This is a genomic window from Neptuniibacter sp. 1_MG-2023, from assembly GCF_030547185.1.
In the GTDB taxonomy this organism is placed as follows: domain Bacteria; phylum Pseudomonadota; class Gammaproteobacteria; order Pseudomonadales; family Balneatricaceae; genus Neptuniibacter.
Genome location: NZ_JAUOQR010000002.1, coordinates 177961 through 194588 on the forward strand (window position 1 = coordinate 177961; position 16628 = coordinate 194588).

Genomic DNA, 16628 nt, shown 5'->3' on the forward strand with positions numbered 1-16628 from the left:
AGGATTTATCGTGAGTATTATCACAATTACAGTTCCTGACTTATCAGGCTCAACTGATGTTGATGTAGTCGAAGTGCTAGTTAGCGCTGGTGACACTATTAGCGAAGGCGACAGCTTGATTGTTCTGGAAACAGACAAAGCGTCAATGGAAGTACCCTCTACCCATAGTGGTACCGTGGTTTCCGTAAAAATTAATGTTGATGATCAGGTTAATGAAGGTGATGTCCTTCTTGATCTGGATACAGGTGCATCTGCGGAAGCAGCGCCTGTTGAAGTTGCTGAAGCGCCAGCGCCTGTTGAGTCAGCTCCGGCACCTGTCAGTCAGCCTGCGGCTGCAACAGCGAGTGTGGTTGAAGGGATCTTAATCCCTGACCTATCAGGTGCAACGGATGTAGATGTTGTCGAAGTCTTAGTTAAAGATGGAGACAGTGTTGAAGAAGGCGATAGCCTGCTCGTACTAGAAACCGATAAAGCATCTATGGAAGTGCCAGCCCCTAAAGCCGGTGTTGTTGTTTCCATGAAGATCAAAGAAGGTGATACGGTTAACGAAGGCGATCTTTTGGCTGATCTAAGTGTAGGAGGCCAGCCTCAAGCTGAGGCGCCTCAGGCAGAAACGTCTCAGGCCGCAGTTGCGCCTGCTCCGCAAGCAGCCCTTGCTCCTGTAGCAGGTGGCAAAGAGAATGTACTGGTTCCTGATCTATCCGGCGCTACTGATGTAGATGTTGTTGAAGTCCTTGTTAAGGATGGTGACACCGTCGCAGAAGGTGACAGCCTTATCGTATTAGAAACCGATAAAGCATCAATGGAAGTACCTGCACCTAAAGGCGGTGTTGTTATCTCCATGAAGATCAAAGATGGCGATACGGTTAATGAAGGCGATTTGCTACTTGAATTAGAAGTTGCAGGTTCTGCTGCTCCGGCACCCGCCGCTGCATCAGCACCAACGGCTTCTGCGTCAGCGCCAGCGGCCTCTGCTCCAGCAAAAGCGGCTCCGGCTCCAGCATCGACGACTAATCTAAATACCGCTGAATTAGAGAAGAAAAACAAATCTGTACATGCAGGTCCATCGGTGCGTGCAATCGCCCGTGAATTTGGTGTAGAGCTGTCTTTAGTTTCAGGTACAGGACGTCGCGGTCGTGTCTTAAAAGAAGATGTCCAAGCTTATGTTAAGAGCGCGCTGAAACAGTTAGCTGAAAAACCGAAAGGTGGTGCAGTTACAGGTGGTTCAGGTATTCCTGCAATCCCTGAAATTGATTTCAGTAAGTTTGGTGAAGTTGAAGTAGAGAAGCTTAGCAAAATAGCTAAGATCACTCGCGACAACATGAGCCGCTGCTGGTTGAATATCCCGCATGTTACACAGTTCGACAAAGCGGATATCACTGACCTAGAAGCGTTCCGTAAAGAGATGAAGGATGAAGCGGCTAAATCAGGTGTGCGTTTAACGCCACTGCCGTTCATGCTAAAAGCGATCGCTATGGCGCTTAAAGCCCATCCTAAGTTCAACGCATCACTACATGCTGACGGCGAACATATTGTTTATAAAAAATATGTAAACATCGGTATGGCAGTGGATACACCAAATGGTTTGATGGTTCCAGTGATTAAAGATGCAGATAAGAAGAGCATCTACGAACTATCAACTGAAGCGATTGAGCTAGCAGGTAAAGCTAAAGATCGTAAGCTAAAACCCGCAGAGATGCAGGGTGCATGCTTCACTATCTCAAGCTTAGGTGGCATTGGTGGTACAGGCTTTACACCAATTGTTAACGCGCCTGAAGTAGCGATATTGGGTGTTTCTAAAGCGGATATCGAACCCCGTTGGAACGGTAAAGAGTTTGAACCACGTAAGATGCTGCCATTGTGCTTATCTTACGATCACCGTGCAATCAACGGCGGCGATGCAGGTAAATTCCTTACTTACCTAAACAGCTTACTTAGCGACATTCGTCGACTGGTTTTATAATCAGCGACTAAATCAATTTACCAATCCCTTGGCTCAACGCCTCTTCGGAGGCGCTTTTTTTCAAGGGGGTAGATACCGAACGGCGATTCTGTGCAGGAAGTCGCCGTTTTTTTTATGCCTATAAAGCACCCCCCCCTCCCTGTAGGAGCTCACCCCGTGAGCGAAGAATTACGCGCGGAACCCAGAGCGAATGAATTTACGCTCCGATCCCCAATTCAAACCCAAATCCCAACCCCTTCGGCCAGAGGCTGGCCTCCTACATGGCCTTTGGGTCCATGAATTACGCGCCATACCCGGGCGATAAAATTACGGACCATGCCCAATTCAAACCACAAATCTTATGCTACACTTTCAAAAAAACTGATATATAACGCATAAATTCACAAGGATGTGGAGATGCAAAAAGCCAATGCTCAATCATTGCGGGTCGGGCGCTATTCGCAACCAAATCAGATCTACCACCTCACATTAACTTGCGCTAATCGGCGTCCAGTTTTCTCTGACCCCTATCTCGCAAAGCACGCGGTACACTCCATTAAACGTTTAACGCAAGAGGCAACCACCATCGCCTTCGTCATAATGCCAGACCATATTCATTGGCTAATGCAATTAAACGACCGGAAAAAGTTATCTGACACCGTGCGCCTTTTAAAAGTTTTTATAACCCATAAAGCGGGTAAAATTTGGCAAAAAGGCTTTTATGATCATGCGCTGCGAAAGGAAGAAGATATAAAAGATATCGCTAGATACATTGTCCTCAATCCCGTGAGGGCCGGTATTGTAAGGAGCATAAGAGAATACCCGTGGTGGGATTGCATCTACCTGTAGGCACTCACTCCAACCTAACCTGTAGGAGCCCGGGTCCCGAGCGAAAGAATCACGCGCCTAATCCAATCAAAACATCAACCTCACCTGTAGGAGCTCACCCCGTGAGCGAATGAATTACGCTAGGATTGCCACCCTTCGGCCAGATACCCTTTCGGGCATAAAGGCTGGCCCCTTACACTGGCCCCTAGCGAATGCATTACGCTCAGATCCCCATAAAAACACCAAACGCTTCAATCAGAGGTTTATCTCCTATATGAGCGCTTATCGTCGTCATATAAATGCAATGCTTCTGAAATAATTGTTTCACTCATTATAGGTATACATATGGGTTAATTGATGATGACGGAAGAGTGATAGATGAAGGTTACAGTTTTTGGTGTAGGTTATGTTGGTTTGGTTCAGGCCGCGGTTTTAGCTGATTTTGGCCATGATGTGGTATGTGTAGATGTTGATCAGCATAAAATAGATAATCTAAAAAGTGGGATTATTCCAATCTATGAACCGGGCTTAACAGCTATTGTTGAAAGGAATTATGGTGAAGGCCGGTTGTGTTTTACGACGGATGCGGCGGAAGGGATTAATCACGCTGAGATTCAATTTATTGCTGTAGGAACTCCGCCGGATGAAGATGGGGCAGCCGACCTCCAATATGTTTTATCTGTTGCTGAAACTATAGCAACGTATATGACTTCGAAAAAAATTATTGTAGATAAGTCCACTGTACCTGTTGGAACGGCAGACAAGGTATCTGCTCAAGTAGCCGAGGTATTGGCTGCGCGTGGAGAGATGATAGAACATCATGTTGTATCAAACCCTGAGTTCTTAAAAGAGGGAGCTGCGGTTAATGACTGTATGCGTCCTGATCGTATAATTATTGGTACTGCCAGTGAATATGTGAAAGCTGAAATGAGAGAGCTATACGCTCCCTGTAATCGTAATCATGATCGCATAATTTTTATGGACGTTCGCAGCGCAGAGTTAACCAAATATGCGGCTAATTGTATGCTAGCAACCAAAATTAGCTTTATGAACGAGATATCCCGCCTTGCTGAATACCTTGGTGCTGATATAGAAAATGTGCGTCGAGGCATTGGGTCGGATGAGCGAATTGGCTATCACTTTATCTATGCTGGGTGTGGATATGGAGGCTCATGTTTCCCGAAAGATGTACAAGCGTTAGTGCATACTGCTGATAGCATTAATTACGATGCTCAACTTCTAAAATCAGTCGAGGCGGTAAACTATCGTCAAAAAGAGGTCTTATTTGATCGAATTAATCGTTATTTCGATGGCGATTTATCAGGTAAAACAATAGCGCTGTGGGGATTGTCTTTTAAGCCTAAGACCGATGATATGCGAGAAGCAACCAGCCGTGTTCTTATGCAATCGCTGTGGGATAAAGGGGTAAAAGTTCGTGCGTATGATCCGGAAGCAATGGAGGAAGCTCAGAGGATTTATGGGTGCAGAGAAGATCTGGAATTAGTGGGAACTAAAGAAAGTGCACTACAAGGCGCGGATGTTCTTGTTATTTGTACTGAATGGAAGGCTTTTTGGGCTCCAGATTTTGAGCTAATTAAGGGGACTTTGCGTCAGCCAGTTATTTTCGATGGCAGAAATCTTTATGATCCACAGCAAGTGGAGCGTTACGGACTAGCTTATTACGGTATTGGTCGTGGGCGTAGCGTTATCGCAAAGTAAGAATGTTTCGATTTTGGCGGGAGTTAGCCTTTTATATTTTAAAGGACGTTGGAGCGAAAAATATCACTTTGATCAACGTCCTTTGGTCTGGGGCTGGTCTCCCAGATTTTACAAAAAGGTTTCTTTGAACCAACCCCAGACGCCGAATGAAAAGCCTGGAATAAGATCTATTCCTGCTGCGGACTTTGCTAAATAAAGCACTAGTAGTCCTAGTAAGGTTGAAAAGATTAAGAATAGAAATATAAAAAGGGTTTTTATAATTAAAGAAACTCGTCTTTCCCTACGGCTGAGCGAGCGTTGGTTGCGGCCCATTAAGAACACAAAATAATAGCGCCATGACCAGAGATTGACAGTGCCACGTAGGTCTATTGGATGTTTTCCCCATTTACGTGCACCAAAAGCAACTTTTAAGGCTGCGATCTGTTCAGCCGTAAAGCTATCGTGCATATCGCTAGGTAAGCGTTGCATAAGGCCATTTTCAAACCAATCTTTTTGTTTAGGTTCTTCTGCTATGCGATTCATAACTATGTCCTTAATAACCTATATATTCGGTGTGGAAGAGCACCTTTATGCCCAGAACGGTTGTGAGAGCGAAGAATTACGCGCCGAACCCGATAAAACCTAAACATCTTCGGCCAGAGGCTGGCCTCCTACATTTTTCGTTTATTCTCTTTAAATACGGATATCCATGTAAAAGCTAATATCACCATAAAGGTTAAAGCGTTAGCTGGCATCTGGAGATTGAAATCAACGGTAGCGTGAATCAGCATGGCAATAATCGACATAGATGAGCCAAAAGCGATCCCTCTGAGCAACTTATTCCGTCGTTTATATTGCGCGTAGAGTCCCGCGCCTAAGCTAATTAATAGTACAAAACCTAAGGGAAGCGTACCTAATAAACCAAACTCAGAACTAAACTCTAGGTAATCATTATGTGTATTTACATAAAACCCGCGTCCAACGTCTTCTGTTCTGTATTCGGGAAAGGCTGTATAGAAGGTTCCCGCTCCTGTGCCAGTTAATAGCTGGGGTTGCATAAGGTCAATTGTGGCTTTAGCGACTTCATCACGTGATTCTTTCTCTATATTTGTATTTTGAAGTCTATCAGCGACTTCTTGTACACCAAAGAACGTACCTACAACAAAGATATCTAAGATAAGTAAACTGCTTAGTAAAATAACCATGCTTCGAGTAGCTTTGCGGCTCAAAACTAAACCTAGCACTCCCATAATCATTAAACTGGCAAAAAATGACGTGTTTCCCATTCGAGAATGAGTCATTACTAACCCGGAAACTATTATTAATAAGGCGATTCTCAGAATTATTTTCTTACTTAACAGCGCTGTAAGCCAGCGGCGGCTGCGCTCTCTCCAGTTATATGAAGCTTCATCTTTTAAGGTAGATATCATCAAGCCTATGCCTATAGATACACACATGACTAAGTAACCGGCTTGGCTGTTGCGGTTGATAAAGGTACCTGTTGAAACCCCTTGGTAACTCTCTTTAGGAATGAGAAATGAAAACTCAAAACCAGTAAAGGTCATCAGGCTGCCATACACCGCTTGGAATAGGGCTGATCCTACTAATACATAGCCCGTCAGCATTATCCGAGAGTTATTTCGTACGAGTTGTAAGGTCAAGCAGAACATGGCTAATAGGCACCAACCCCAAACAGCATCATGCAGACTATCGGTTGGAGAGATAGATAGATTTAATGCTGGAATTGCCTGCAGACTTACCCAGAACGTCCCTATAGAGAAGAGTCCAATAATTGGTAATGATCTTTTTAATGGGGTTGAGAGCGTTAAATTATTCTTTAACTGCTGATAAAGGACAGAGGTAGATAATAGCAGTATCAACGCGCATAAAAGAGATAGAGACCAAAGCCGGTTACTGGCTAAAGGTAAAGGTGCCCAAATTAAAATGCCTAAAAAGAAATAAAACAACGTGCGATCAGATGATCTATCCATAAATCAAAAGCCAACATATAAATTTCTATTAATAAGAAGTGAATATACTAAATAGATATTTCAGTAAAATATCAAAAGTTAAATCTGAATTAATAAAAAAGCGCCTTTAGGCGCTTTTTTATTAATTAAATACTTAAGTTGGGCTTGGGTTTCCGCCGCCGCCACTACCCGCATTATTGCCAAATGGGGGAGGAGATAGAGTTGTGCCTGTCTGGCCTGGAATAGCGTTCGGGCCTGTAGCTGCTGGTCCGCCAGCGGCTGTTGCAGCTGCAACGTCTGTAGGGTCTGCACCAGCTAAAATGGCTGCCTGAGCAACAGCTTCAGGATTGGCACCGGCTTTAATGGCTGCTTCGACTACAGTTATAGCATCTAAGCCACTTTCTATCCCTGCTGTGACGAAGTTATCTAATAACTCTACATCGACTGCTGCGACATCAAACATTAATGTTTCTATATCTACTACTGTGCAGTTACTCTCGTTTGGCGTCATGCAATGGCTGAGAGCGTTCGATAGGATATCTACTGTAGATAAATTTGAAGATAAATCTTCGGATATATTTGCATGCGCGTTGGTAAAAGCGAACATCCCAGCGCATGTTAATGCTAATAGTGTGCGGCGCATCATAACACTCCGTGTTTGTTTGATGAATAGAGCATAATTATATCATCGGGCCTGAATATAGACAAACTATGAAATACGGCTTATTACACGCACTAAATTTGTGCTTTTTCTAGGGGTGTAGACTTAAAATATATTTGAAAAACAGTTAATTAAAACGAATAATTCAAAAAAACATCATAATCTAACATTAGAATATAAATTTATTTTGCGCTGCAGCAAAATTGCATTGCTGAATGGATAGCGAATACATAGAATGGTAGTTTGCTGTGGGTGTGGGTAATGGCAGATGATAAGGAATATTAGATGACCGTTAATAATTTAAATACAGGTACGCAGACGGCGATTCGTAGGAACAAAAGGCTTTTAAAAAATCACGAATCACTGACGTCCTTATTTCAGCTTGCTGCCGATGTCTTTGTTGCGGCTACGTTTTTATTTCTGCTTACCTGGGTCAAACTAGAAAGTTTTCCCCCTGCTTATCGAGTATTAACGGTAATAGCCGCATTTAGTTTGTGGTTTATTTATAGCTCTAGAGGTGTATATCGCCAGTCATCAAGTTGTCTGCGTGGCTGTATTCGATTATCTGGAGCATGGGGTATATTGATGCTCCTATTATTATTAATTGGCTTTGTCACAAAAACCTCAGAGGTTTTTTCTCGTGAAATTCTTTTAATATGGGCATTTGCTGTTTTAGTATTTCAGAATATATCTTTCTGTTTAGTTAGTTATTTATCAAAGAAATATAAAGAAGGCATAGGTCATCACCTTCCTGTAATGATTATTGGTACAGGTTCTGTCGCTCAACATCTTGTCGAAAGCTTAAATAAAAACAGGTGGCTACCAGATAAAGTTATAGGCTGTGTTAAAAGTTTAGATAAAGATCAAACTACAACGGTTGGTAATGTAAACGTGTTGGGTGGTCTAGAGAATATACGCGAATTAATTAAAGAGCATGATGTTCGGCGTATTTATATTGCTCTACCGATGAAAGCCTCAGAACAAATCGAAGGAGTGAATATCGATCTGCTCGATGAGAATGTCGATGTGATCTGGGCTCCCGATATTTTTGCGCTCAATCTCTTAAATCATTCTGTTAGAGAAGTCGCCGGTGTGCCGCTGATCTCTCTGAATGAAAGTCCTCTAACCTCTTCAAAAGCATCAATGGTTTTGAAAGATGTAATGGACCGTACAATTGCAGCTGTTGCGCTGTGCATGCTGGCCCCACTAATGGTATGGGTTGCTTACAAAGTTAAGCGTTCTTCCCCAGGGCCTGTGTTTTTCAAGCAGGATCGTCATGGTTGGGATGGAAAGGTGATACAGGTCTGGAAGTTTCGTAGTATGAAACTGCATGATGAGGCTAATGGCGAAGTTCAGCAAGCAACCAAAGAAGATCCTCGAATCACAGATATTGGTCGTTTCATTCGTCGAACTTCTATTGATGAGCTGCCGCAATTAATTAATGTACTGCAAGGTTCCATGTCTCTAGTAGGGCCTCGTCCCCATGCGGTTGCTCATAATAATTATTATTCAGACAAAATAAATGCTTATTTAGCACGCCATCGAATTAAGCCGGGTATGACAGGGCTAGCGCAGATCAATGGGTACAGAGGCGAGACAGAAACTATTGATAAAATGGAAAGACGTGTCGAGTATGATCTGTCGTACATTAATAACTGGTCACTATTTTTAGATGTAAAAATATTGATTAAAACCCCTATCTCTCTATTTTCTAAAGAAATTTATTAAAATGAAAAATATTAATAGCGTTATTGTCTTTGGTGGATCTGGTTTTATAGGTACCCATCTAATTAGGGAGTTGGTCCGACATAACATTAATGTTTTGTCTATAGATCTTAAGGAACCTAGAGAAAGGTTGGAAAATGTTGAGTATCGAATAGGTGATGTTCGGAATCTTAAAGAGCTTAATGTGACGGCTAGTTATGATGTTATATATAACTTTGCGGCTATTCATACAACTCCGGGCCATGAAGATATTGAATATTTTGATACCAATGTATTTGGTGCACTTGAAATCACGAATTTAGCTAGGCGTCTTAATTGTCAGGAGATCGTTTTTACAAGTTCAATCTCGCCTTATGGTCCAGGCGAAGATGAAAAGTCAGAAGAGACACTTCCTGCGCCAACTTCCGCTTATGGTTATTCTAAGCTGCAAGCTGAAGAGGTTCATCGTCAATGGTATCAAGAAAACCCAGAACGTAAGCTAACAATTGTGAGGCCTGCTGTTGTATTTGGTCCAGGAGAAGGGGGTAACTTTACTCGGTTAGCAACGATGTTGCGAAAAGGCTTTTTTGTATATCCAGGCCGAAAGGACACTATTAAAGGGGCTATTTACGTAAAAGAGCTGCTTAATGCGATAGAGTTTGCCCGTAATCATGATAGCCATTATGTATTATTTAATGGTTGTTTTTCAGAAAAATACACAATTGAAAATATAGTAAATATTTTTATTGAGGGTCACTTTCCACAAGCTAAAGTTTTTATGGTGCCAAGATGGTGCCTAATGTCCATTGCAAAGCTATGCCGTATTTTTAACTTCTTAAATATAGGTATTGATCCTCAGCGTGTGTTGAAACTAGTACAATCTACGAATATCAAGCCCGCATGGCTTGAAGAGAATAGATATCAATATAAATATGACTTAAAAAAAGCACTTGCTGATTGGGCTTCTGAGTCAGATTTTAGATAAAGATTAGGGTTTATATGAGTAACGGAATATCATATCGCCCTGATATAGACGGGCTAAGGGCAGTCTCTGTACTTGCAGTTATCTTTTATCACTTAGGTTTCGGCTTTGTCGCCGGAGGCTATCTTGGTGTAGATGTCTTTTTTGTTATATCGGGCTACGTTATAACCCTAAGCGTCATGAGTATGCTGGAAAAGGATCAGTTTTCGATCTTAGAGTTTTATAACAGAAGGATTAAAAGGATTTTTCCTGCGTTAGCCTTTATGTTGTTACTAACGTGGGTCGGTGCTTATTTTATATTGCTGCCAGACTCTTTTGTTGATTACTCAAAAAGTTTAGCTTCAGCCTCAGCTTTTGCATCTAATATCTACTTCTGGCAATCAATAAATTACTTTAATGCCGCTTCGGATATGAAGCCTCTTCTGCATACATGGTCATTATCAGTAGAAGAACAGTATTATATTTTTATGCCTGTATTTCTGTTGATTATGTATCGTTTTTTTAGCAGTAAATTCTTGCCGGTTTTAGCTGTTCTTATCACGCTGAGTTTTGTGCTGAGTTGTATATCCTTAACAAAGGCTCCTACAGCAAATTTTTATCTACTGCCAACAAGAGCTTGGGAGCTTTTATTAGGTGCATTTGTAGCTTTTATACCTCAAAAACAGTTTTTAAAATCCTTTGTGCTTAAGTTGCTTGGCATAGTAGGTGCGATACTGATCGTTGTACCTATCCTGTTTTATAACCATAACTTAGCATTTCCGGCTTATGGTGCATTAGCGCCTTGTGTAGGAGCTGCGCTAATTATCTGGGTAGGCAGTCAGCATAATTTAGGGGTTGCAAGAGGGATTAATCATCTTCTCGGTGCCAAACCGTTGGTGTTTATTGGCTTAATATCCTTTTCGCTGTACTTGATTCATTGGCCATTGATTGTGTTTTTTAAATACTATCGGCTTGATGTTCTGACGACGACAGATGTAGCAATTATTTTAATATCTACATTCATATTATCGCTTTTCTCTTGGCAGTTTATCGAAAAACCATTTCGTTATAGTAAAAAGATCACACGTACGGGGATGATTAGTGGAGGTGTTCTTTGCTTTGTCTTTGTTGGGGCTATTGGTCTCTTTGGGGTTTATAACAAAGGGTTTGAACAAAGGTTTCCAGATTATACTGTCGAAACAAAATTTACTGAGAAATCATCCCGTATAGGTAACTGCTTTTTCCTTAATGCTAAAAATTATACAAAGTGGAATGCTGATACTTGTAAAGTGGCAGGGGGAAGTGGGGATAATAAGAACAAAGTTTTGCTTTGGGGTGACTCATTTGCTAATCATTACGTCCCAGGCTTTATTGAACATAAAGAGGCATTGATGTTCGATCTGTATCAGTACACATCTGCGGGTTGTCCTCCTATACTCTCTTTCACTTCTATGGCGTTGCCTGAATGTAATAATTTCAATAAGCATGCTATTGAAGTTATTAAAAAACTAGATATCAATTTTGTGATTATTTCTGCGAAATGGACTGACTATAAAAGTAGAGGGTTATCTGGAATATTAAGCACGACCAAAGCATTAGGTGAGCTTAATGTTTCTTACCTAGTTATTGGGCAATCCCCCCAATATGTTATCGATGTTAATTCGTTGAGTTACTTTAAACATCGTGGGGAGGCTGAAGGGCGTTGGCCTATAGCTTTTGACCGAATAATCAATGATGAGCTAGGTTCCTATATTCCTGAAAAACGTTTTATTGATCCACTGAATCAACTTTGTGTTGAAGGTAGATGCTTATATAAAAATAATAGTCAGCTTATGCATTCGGATTATGGGCATTTTTCTAGGTATGGTTCCATCTTTATTGTTCAGTCATTGATAGAACAATTAAATTCTTTTATGTCTGTTAAATAAGGTGCTGGTATGATGGATAAGGCTACTTTAAGGCAACAGAAACAGACAGAAAAAATGGATTATTTTTTTGTCTTTACTATCTTTATTTTTTTAACTGGAGCTGGAATATTTGGTTTTTTTTCTACCTTGATGTTTCTTGTTGTAGGTGGGTTTTATGTGATTTTAAATTTTAAATATGCATTAGCGGCTTATAAAAATAATTGGTTTATATTTTTGTTTGGTTTAGTCGGTGTGCTATCGGTTTTTTGGGCAGCGTATCCTTTAGCTGCGTTACGTAATGGTGTGCAAGCGGTACTGACGATAAGTATATTTCTAACAATAATTTATTGTGTGAAATTGGATGTTCTCTTCAAAGCGATGAGTACGGCAATGTTAGCTATTATGTTCTTTAATGTGTTTTCACCACAAACCGTAGAAATAGCGTTTACTGGCGAGATTGTAAAAGTAGGCTATTTTGGCAGTAAAAATAATATGGCAATGGTTGCTGGATTTGCAGTGTTATCTGGGGTTGGTGTTTTTGTATGTGGTAAAGCTTCATTTCTTACCCGTATTTTAGCTGCAATTTGTATAGTATTGTCTTTAGTTACTTTCCTTCAAGCAAGATCCTTAGGTAGCACTCTTTCATTAGCTTTTGTTGTTGGTGTTTCTAGTTTTCTTTTTATATATTCACGAGCAAAATTGTTAAATTCGCTTAAATTGAATATAAATATTATCATTTTTCTTTCTTTTGTCTTCTTGATTTTGTTGCTTGTTGTTCTGTTTGATTATTCTGTATATGAATCTTTTATGTATAGACTTGGTAAAGACCCTACAATAACTGGGCGAACAGATATATGGGGAATTGGATTTGAGTCGATTAAGGAAAATCCAATTTTAGGTGTGGGGCAGTCTTCTTATTGGAATTTAAATAATGTTGGGGCACTGGAAATATGGGAAATAGCTAATAAAGAAGCGGGCTCCCCTTTTGGATTTCATAATTTATATATTCATACCTATGTTGAACTTGGTTTGTTTGGTTTTTTAGCTGTATCTTTAATTTTTGTAAAAATATTTATCGGTATTAATGGATTGGTTCTAAAGGGTATGAAACCTATTGATGTGGTGATTATAAGTGTCTTTTTGATTGTTTTTTCAAAGACTTTTTTTGAAACAGTTGGTTTTGCGCCGTTTTCTATTCCTAGCTTTTTCCTCTGCTTATCTTGGGTGCATATAAGGCGAGCCTCTTTCTATGATAAACCTGCTAGCATTAAATTACGGTTAAATTAGGTTGATATGAAAGTTTTGTATTTTGTACATGATTTATATGATGCAGCAGTTAAGAAGCGAGTATTAATGCTTCAAACTGGCGGTGCCGATGTTGTGCTGGTCGGGTTTTATCGTAGTTCAGTTGCGCCTACTCATATAGGTTCAGCTAAAGTAATACCTCTTGCAAGAACGTACGACGCATCGTTTTTACACCGGTTAAAAAGTGTTTTCTATTCTCTATTATTCTCGTCTCACTATATGCCTTATACCTATGATGCCGATGTAATTATTTGCCGTAATTTAGAGATGTTGTTATTAGGGAGAAAGGTTAAAAGAAAGTTAAAGACTATCCCTTTAGTTTATGAATCATTAGATATTCATCGCCTATTATTAGGTGCAGGACGGCTCAGCAATATATTACGTTTTGTTGAGCGCTGGGCAGTGAAAAAAAGCAATTTGTTAATAACGAGCTCTCCTGGGTTTGTTGACAATTATTTCAAAAAAATTAATAAGCTCAATAAGCCTATTTTGCTATTAGAGAATAAATTCTTTGATACTGAAATGAGTGTGGCTACAACAAAGTCCATGAAGAAGCGCCAACAAGATAAAGATTCTTATGTGATCGGTTGGTTTGGTGCGATTAGATGTCGTAAGTCATTGGCTCTGTTGAGTGAAATTACCCGTAAGCTGAAAGGCAAAGTACGTGTTGTGATAAGGGGTAGACCTGCATATACGGAGTTCGAAGATTTTTTAGGCTCAGTTGAGCGTGAACCTTATATAGAATTTCAAGGTGAATATGAATTCCCTAATGATTTAGCTGAAATCTATAGTGAAGTTGATTTTTGTTGGGCTATAGATTTTTTTGAGGAAGGTGGGAATTCGGAGTGGTTACTACCCAATCGAATCTATGAGGGGGGTGTGTTCAATTCGGTCCCTATTTTTATTAAAGGTACTGAAGTTGCCAATAAGTTAGAAAGATTAAATATAGGTGTTGGTTGTCACAGAGATAGTCCTAACTTGGGGTTAGATCTCTTTTTTGATACGTTCGATGATACTCAATATGAGAGTCTAGCCAAAAAATCCCAGCAAGTTCCCACCGGATGCTGGAGGGTAGATAAGCCTCAATGCGAAAAGCTCGTTCGTTTTCTGGATCAGTTAAATATAGATGATAGTGATCTATTGGACGGTGTTTATGAATTATAGGTTTTCCAACTGTGGATAAAAAGCAGGTAGCAAAAGGTGTGGCATGGGGAGGGGTAGGTTCTCTTGCTTCACTTGGATTGAAATTTCTTACGATTCCTGTTCTCGCACGTCTTTTATCACCTGAAGATTTTGGTGTTGTTGCTATTGCATTAGCGATTATGGGATTTATTGTTATGGCGATAGGAAAAGGGGGGATGGGAGCGGCGATTATCTATTATGAAAACCGTGATCCCGGGAAATATATTCATACCGCTTTCTGGTCCAATTTTTTTGTAGGTGTAGTTTTAGCTATCGCCTGTTATTACAGTGCTGATATGTTATCTATTTTTTTTGGAGTGCCAGGGGCAAAGCCTTTTATTGAAGCCGTCAGTTTTTTAATTCCTCTCTTATTGGTAGAGCAGGTGGGGCGCTCTTTATTATTGCTGAAAATGCAGTATAAGAAATTAGCAGGCGTTATGTTCTTTGCATCAATGCTAGGCGGTATAGTCGCTTTAATAATGGCCTTTTTAGGGAAAGGGGCTTGGAGTTTAATTTGGCAGCAAGTGCTCTATAGTGCTTTTTTGATGGGCGGATGTCTCTATTTAGCAAACTACACTCCAAAGCTTGAGTTTAAAAAGGAGCGATTTGTTGAAATTATGCCCTATGCACTAAGAAATACTGCTTCTGATATTTTAGTGTGGCTTTCCACTCAAGGCGTTACTCTATTTATAGGTCGTTTTTTTGGTGCTTCGACGGTGGGTGGTTATCAGGTAAATAATCGACTATCTAAACTGCCACGAGAGATAGTGGGTAATGCCTTAGATCAAGCTGTTTTTTCAGGTATAGCCAGTGCGCAGAGTGGTTTAGATAAAAATAGACCGTTCAAGGATAAGTTAGAACATGTTTGGGACGATCTGATCTTAGTTACTAAGCTTAATGTTTTTTTTCTGGGTGGCTGTTACCTTTTTTTAGCTATATATGCAGAGTCCGTTGTTCTTTTAGTGTTGGGCGAAGCTTTTATAGAGTTTTGGCCTCTTTTCAGAGCCCTGTCTTTAGTGTGTTTGTTGGGCGCAGCACTTAGTGTTTTATATCCCTTTTTAAAAGGTGTAGGCGAAGATAAGTTAGTTCTTCATCTGTCTTGCCTTCGTACTGTTTTAACTGCAACTTTTTTATCTCTATCAATTATTTTTAGTCAAGATGTTATTTATATTGCTTACTCTTTAGTGCTAGTCCAGATTATTATGCTAGTAGTTGTTTTAGTGGGTGTGTTTAATAAAACTGACTATTCCTTCAGGTTGATTGTTAATCAGTTTAAAGGGATTGTTTTTGTCTTTTTATGTGTTTTTTTACTTAGTTGGCCGGTTAATTTTATTGTAGAAATGCAGTTCGATTCTATTATTTTAAAAGGGGTGATTTCAGGTAGTGTTTTGTTAATAGTTGCAGCGCTATTTACGCCGTTTTTGGCACGAAAGGACTGGTTGCAGGCTAGACATTGGTTAGAAGTTAAATTGAAGAAGTAATGGTTGTTACTTTCTTTTATGAGGGGGCTAAATGGATTTAAGTAATAAAAATTTACAATGTAAATTATGGTTTCTTCTCGATCTTATGTTGCAGTCTCGAGTATCTAAGTCGCCAATTATCTTGTCAGGGTTCTGGAGGAGTGGAACCACTTGGGTACAGCAGGTTGTTGCTGAATCGATTTGTGCAAAAACTCAGTTTGAACCACTTGAACCTAATGCATTATTTCCTCTACATGGAGGAGTGGGTTTTGATCCAATACAAGGTGCGTATGTTCCTTTTACAGCGAATGTTTTTTCTGACAAGGACTGGCGTTATCTTGACTTAGCATTTAAAGGGATAAGCCCTAAACGGTCCAAGTTTAATTATCTTGCACGAGAGTCGTGGCAAGAATGTTTATCTGATCGAGTGGTTGTTAAGTTTGTGAGAGCTCAGTTTATATTGCCAGCGTTAATGCAACGTTATAGTGCTCAAGGTGTAGTTCATATTAGCCGCCACCCTATGGCTGTTATACAGAGTTTAATGAATGCTAAATGGGAGTGGGATTTTGCTGATATAGATTTATCAGACTTGTATTGGCGAGAAAATGAATTGTCGATATGCCCATTGTGGGAAGAATTGAAGATTTATAAAAATGCTTCAAAAGAAGAAAAAATTGCGGCCCTTTGGGCGCTTTCTGAAAGAGAAGTGCGGCAATCTGAAAATATTGTTTTTGTGAAATATGAGGAATTATTAAAAGAACCTGATGTAGGGTTTTCTAATGTACTAAAAATGCTAGGGCTACAGGTTAAAAAGAGGGTAGATTATTCAAAAGATAGTCCAGTGACTGCATCGAATAGAGTCGGGGCTAGTTTAGAAGAGCGTTTGAATTCATGGCGTACAAATATGCCACGTGATTCTCAAATAAAGGTTCGAGCTGTATTACGAAGCCTTTGGCCTGAAGTGGATAAGGAATGGGAATTAGGTTGAAAAAATCCTTATTGTACATGGA

13 protein-coding genes are annotated in these 16628 nt (G+C 40.1%); 10 read left to right on the forward strand and 3 right to left on the reverse strand.

The annotated features are described in order from the left end of the window. The first annotated feature begins 10 nt into the window (after positions 1–10). The 3 genes from aceF (at position 11) to Q4492_RS03565 (ending at position 4489) form a co-directional block, all read left to right on the forward strand. Positions 11–1963 carry a dihydrolipoyllysine-residue acetyltransferase gene (gene aceF / locus Q4492_RS03555; protein ID WP_303415884.1) on the forward strand — a complete coding sequence of 651 codons (1953 nt, stop codon included), beginning with the start codon at positions 11–13 and terminating at the stop codon, positions 1961–1963. A 396-nt stretch (positions 1964–2359) separates the two neighbouring features. Further along, positions 2360–2791 carry a transposase gene (locus Q4492_RS03560; RefSeq protein ID WP_303415885.1) on the forward strand — a complete coding sequence of 144 codons (432 nt, stop codon included), beginning with the start codon at positions 2360–2362 and terminating at the stop codon, positions 2789–2791. A 357-nt stretch (positions 2792–3148) separates the two neighbouring features. Further along, positions 3149–4489, forward strand: coding sequence for a UDP-glucose/GDP-mannose dehydrogenase family protein (locus Q4492_RS03565; RefSeq protein WP_303415887.1), 1341 nt, complete (start codon positions 3149–3151; stop codon positions 4487–4489). 108 nt (positions 4490–4597) lie between these two features. Here Q4492_RS03565 and Q4492_RS03570 read toward each other — a convergent pair whose 3' ends face one another. The 3 genes from Q4492_RS03570 to Q4492_RS03580 all read right to left on the reverse strand — a co-directional run bounded on the left by Q4492_RS03570 (position 4598) and on the right by Q4492_RS03580 (position 7084). Continuing rightward, positions 4598–5011 (reverse strand): 3-phosphoshikimate 1-carboxyvinyltransferase, encoded by a 414-nt coding sequence (locus Q4492_RS03570; RefSeq protein ID WP_303415888.1) that lies wholly within the window; start codon positions 5009–5011, stop codon positions 4598–4600. Positions 5012–5139: 128 nt separating this feature from the next. Then, entirely contained in the window at positions 5140–6459 is a 1320-nt protein-coding gene (locus Q4492_RS03575) for an O-antigen ligase (protein WP_303415889.1), read from the reverse strand. A gap of 133 nt (positions 6460–6592) precedes the next feature. Further along, positions 6593–7084, reverse strand: a complete 492-nt coding sequence (locus Q4492_RS03580) for a hypothetical protein (RefSeq protein WP_303415891.1) — start codon at positions 7082–7084, stop codon at positions 6593–6595. Between the two features lie 300 nt (positions 7085–7384). Here Q4492_RS03580 and Q4492_RS03585 point away from each other — a divergent pair, with 300 nt between their 5' ends. The 7 genes from Q4492_RS03585 to Q4492_RS03615 are packed head-to-tail and all read left to right on the forward strand — an operon-like array spanning position 7385 to position 16606. Then, on the forward strand, positions 7385–8827 hold the full coding sequence (locus Q4492_RS03585) for an undecaprenyl-phosphate glucose phosphotransferase (protein ID WP_303415892.1): 1443 nt from the start codon (positions 7385–7387) through the stop codon (positions 8825–8827). Position 8828: 1 nt separating this feature from the next. Continuing rightward, complete coding sequence (locus Q4492_RS03590; RefSeq protein ID WP_303415893.1) at positions 8829–9788, forward strand: NAD(P)-dependent oxidoreductase; 960 nt, start codon at positions 8829–8831, stop codon at positions 9786–9788. Positions 9789–9802: 14 nt separating this feature from the next. Beyond that, a complete protein-coding gene (locus Q4492_RS03595) occupies positions 9803–11692 on the forward strand; it encodes an acyltransferase family protein (RefSeq protein ID WP_303415894.1) in 1890 nt (629 codons plus the stop codon). Positions 11693–11701: 9 nt separating this feature from the next. Beyond that, positions 11702–12958, forward strand: coding sequence for an O-antigen ligase (locus Q4492_RS03600; protein WP_303415895.1), 1257 nt, complete (start codon positions 11702–11704; stop codon positions 12956–12958). 6 nt (positions 12959–12964) lie between these two features. Then, positions 12965–14140 (forward strand): glycosyl transferase family 1, encoded by a 1176-nt coding sequence (locus tag Q4492_RS03605; protein ID WP_303415896.1) that lies wholly within the window; start codon positions 12965–12967, stop codon positions 14138–14140. 11 nt (positions 14141–14151) lie between these two features. Continuing rightward, positions 14152–15639, forward strand: coding sequence for an oligosaccharide flippase family protein (locus tag Q4492_RS03610; RefSeq protein ID WP_303415897.1), 1488 nt, complete (start codon positions 14152–14154; stop codon positions 15637–15639). Positions 15640–15670: 31 nt separating this feature from the next. After that, positions 15671–16606, forward strand: a complete 936-nt coding sequence (locus Q4492_RS03615) for a sulfotransferase (RefSeq protein ID WP_303415898.1) — start codon at positions 15671–15673, stop codon at positions 16604–16606. Positions 16607–16628 lie beyond the last annotated feature (22 nt).

Excerpts from the sequence above, each read along its gene's own strand:
- Q4492_RS03575 (WP_303415889.1), bottom strand. The coding sequence starts at position 6,459 with ATGGATAGATCATCTGATCGCACGTTGTTTTATTTCTTTTTAGGCATT.
- Q4492_RS03570 (WP_303415888.1), bottom strand. The coding sequence starts at position 5,011 with ATGAATCGCATAGCAGAAGAACCTAAACAAAAAGATTGGTTTGAAAAT.
- Q4492_RS03565 (WP_303415887.1), top strand. The coding sequence starts at position 3,149 with ATGAAGGTTACAGTTTTTGGTGTAGGTTATGTTGGTTTGGTTCAGGCC.
- Q4492_RS03615 (WP_303415898.1), top strand. The coding sequence starts at position 15,671 with ATGGATTTAAGTAATAAAAATTTACAATGTAAATTATGGTTTCTTCTC.
- Q4492_RS03600 (WP_303415895.1), top strand. The coding sequence starts at position 11,702 with ATGATGGATAAGGCTACTTTAAGGCAACAGAAACAGACAGAAAAAATG.
- Q4492_RS03590 (WP_303415893.1), top strand. The coding sequence starts at position 8,829 with ATGAAAAATATTAATAGCGTTATTGTCTTTGGTGGATCTGGTTTTATA.
- Q4492_RS03580 (WP_303415891.1), bottom strand. The coding sequence starts at position 7,084 with ATGATGCGCCGCACACTATTAGCATTAACATGCGCTGGGATGTTCGCT.
- Q4492_RS03595 (WP_303415894.1), top strand. The coding sequence starts at position 9,803 with ATGAGTAACGGAATATCATATCGCCCTGATATAGACGGGCTAAGGGCA.
- Q4492_RS03560 (WP_303415885.1), top strand. The coding sequence starts at position 2,360 with ATGCAAAAAGCCAATGCTCAATCATTGCGGGTCGGGCGCTATTCGCAA.
- Q4492_RS03605 (WP_303415896.1), top strand. The coding sequence starts at position 12,965 with ATGAAAGTTTTGTATTTTGTACATGATTTATATGATGCAGCAGTTAAG.
- Q4492_RS03585 (WP_303415892.1), top strand. The coding sequence starts at position 7,385 with ATGACCGTTAATAATTTAAATACAGGTACGCAGACGGCGATTCGTAGG.